Below are 2,109 nucleotides of genomic sequence, written 5' to 3'. Positions count from 1 at the left end.
ACGACACGACCCGCCTGCAAATCAACGATCTCCAGAAACATCTGTAAGATTGCAACTAAGGACCTCTCACGTTGTTTCAATGCTAGCAAGAGCAGAAAGTTAAGCGTAAGCGGATGAACAGTTTCGGATAGAAGTTGTTGAAACATCTCACTCTTGAACTGCGGCGATAGGATGGGATTGGTCAAAAATTGATCGAAATCCTCCGATTCTTGAGTCAATTCGAGGACCTGATTCACATCTGCAACGATCTGATCTAAAATATTCTGCTCCGTCGCTGCGCTATACAACGCTTGTGCGTAAGGTTTAGCAATGCGAGTTTCTCTCATCGTATTTTCTTTATATTAGACATTCTGTGTGGGAAGGCGACTGATGGATTCATCAATGATGTGCTGATGTTTCTCTGCATCGAGGGTCTGATCGATAATTCTGCTTGCAGCATCAATTGCAATCTCTGCAACAGTGCCTCGTAGTTCGAGGATGGCTTCGTCCTTTTCGCGTTGGATCTCGGCACGTGCCCGTTCAAGTTCCGCACTCGCTTCCTGACGCGCTTGATCAAGAATTCGCTGCCGTTCGGCGTTGCCTTCATCAATGGCGGCTTGGATCTTTGCCTGCCCTTCTGTTTCAATTTCGTTGAGCCGTTGACGGGTTTCGGCATTCAGTCGATCCAGCTCGCTTTGGTCCGCCTCCAGTTTCTCCATTCGCGATGTGATTTCCTGTTGCCGTTCTTCTAATAGTCCGCCAATTCGTCCAAAGACAAATTTCCAAAGCACAAGTAGCACGACAAGAAAGCCTAGTGCTTGAAGGATAATAGTTTGGAAATCAATTCCAATTTGTGCTAAGATTCCCTGTTTCTCGGCACTTGCCTCTGCAGCGAACCCACTCGTCGGAGCAATTAATATTACGTTGATAATAAGCAATAAACAGAACCACGTTAATTTTGTCATTATATTTTTTTTAAGTTAGGGTATTGTATATAGCCTAAGAAAAGTAATGCGTGTGTAACGCAAAACGCAAAACGTTAATAGATTCACGTTTCACGTTTCACGTTTCACGTCTTATTCCTGACTGGTCTGCACCTGTTTCTGAGCATCAGCCTCAATCATACTTTGAAGCATCTGTCCCTCTGGAAGTTTTCCCATAAGCAGGAAAAAAATTAACAGCGAATAGATCACGAGTGATTCGATAAGAGCCAAACCGATGATCATTGCTGTCTGAATCCTTGGTGCTGCTTCAGGTTGCCGCGCAATACCTTCAAGAGCGGTGCTCGTTGCTCTTGCTTGTGCGGTAGATGCAAAAATTACGGCAATCGGTAGACCGAGTGCCGTTCCGAAAGCTAAAACTGCAAGATAAATCATGAAACTTCCTCCTTTAATTTTGATCCCCAAGCTGGGATTAGAAAACTAAAAACAATATTAACTGAGCGATAATCATCGCCCATCAATCAATGATGTGCCTCCGCGCCATGTCCTTCCTCATCATGTTCTAGTTGAGAAGACGAGTGCTTGCAGAAACCCACCAAATAGCCCGAAAAACAGCATTGGCACCTGAACTGGCATCCATGGGATAAGCCCGGCGATTGCCGGAATTCCAAGCCCCAAAATAGTTAGGTTAATAATAACGGATTCCTCACCGAAGATATTTCCGAAAAGTCGAATTGCTAGAGAACCGGCGCGTGCGACTTCGCCGATGATGTGTAACGGAAACATCAAAGGTCCCAACCACGGTGGATCACCGACAAAATGTTTCAGGTAGCCGACCAATCCATTCTCTTTAATTGCAATGATATGAACGCCGATTACTGCGCTGATTCCAAGCGCAAGTGTCGTGTTCAAATCCGCTGTTGGAGATTGAAAACCGGGTATAAGGCCAAGATAGTTTAAGAATATGATAAAGATGAAGAAAGATCCGACGAACGGGACATATTTCTTTCCATGTTCTCCCAAGATTCCGCCGAAGAAATTGACTAACCCTCCCACAAACAACTCTAGAAGTGTTTGCCCTTTTCCTTCGGGGAGTCGCTTAAGTTTGCGTGTCGAAATGATAAAAAGCAGCGCAATAACCAGTACTATGAAGTAAGCGTTGGGGATGAGATCCGGCTGATGCCAACGC

The 2,109-nt window shown here is 45.0% G+C and carries 4 protein-coding genes; all 4 read right to left on the bottom strand.

Going from position 1 to position 2,109, the window contains the following annotated elements; genetic code table 11:
• Positions 1 to 326: ATP synthase F1 subunit delta (atpH, locus tag J4G02_23105; protein MCE2397397.1), on the bottom strand; the 326-nt coding region annotated here is incomplete at its 3' end.
• 15 nt (positions 327 to 341) lie between these two features.
• On the bottom strand, positions 342 to 944 hold the full coding sequence (gene atpF, locus J4G02_23100; protein ID MCE2397396.1) for a F0F1 ATP synthase subunit B: 603 nt from the start codon (positions 942 to 944) through the stop codon (positions 342 to 344).
• A gap of 111 nt (positions 945 to 1,055) precedes the next feature.
• Entirely contained in the window at positions 1,056 to 1,355 is a 300-nt protein-coding gene (gene atpE / locus J4G02_23095) for an ATP synthase F0 subunit C (GenBank protein MCE2397395.1), read from the bottom strand.
• Positions 1,356 to 1,475: 120 nt separating this feature from the next.
• A partial coding sequence (gene atpB, locus J4G02_23090) for a F0F1 ATP synthase subunit A (GenBank protein MCE2397394.1) occupies positions 1,476 to 2,109 on the bottom strand: 634 nt, incomplete at its 5' end.

It is taken from the genome of Candidatus Poribacteria bacterium, assembly GCA_021295755.1.
Taxonomy (GTDB): Bacteria; Poribacteria; WGA-4E; order WGA-4E; family PCPOR2b; genus PCPOR2b.
The sequence above is the reverse complement of the archived record's forward strand: the minus strand, read 5'-3'. Positions and strand labels throughout refer to the sequence as shown.